Raw genomic sequence first — 268 nt, 5'->3', positions numbered from 1 at the left:
TATTAGATCGCGACCAACTTCCTGGAATTTCATTTTCGGGATATCGCCTTCAACATCCTGGTGCAGATAGAATAAGTTTCCTTCAACGGTCCAGAACATGTTATTAACCCCGATCATATAGGTGCGTGGCTTGATTTCCGTGTTTGGCAAGGCGTTCAAATACATCTTTCCGTTCCGGATCGTCACCACCTGGCTACCGTTGGATAGCGCGCTTTCCAAAGCATTCAGGATCCATTGATACCAAATTGGATTAATGAAAACACTGGCG

At 45.1% G+C, this 268-nt stretch carries 1 pseudogene; it reads right to left on the bottom strand.

Features of this window, described 5'->3' with window-relative positions:
- Positions 1-268: pseudogene (locus AC1XUO_RS29695) on the bottom strand (hypothetical protein); the annotation flags it as partial.

The organism is Dyadobacter sp. HNCC25DJ186, from assembly GCF_056895235.1.
The sequence above is the reverse complement of the archived record's forward strand: the minus strand, read 5'-3'. Positions and strand labels throughout refer to the sequence as shown.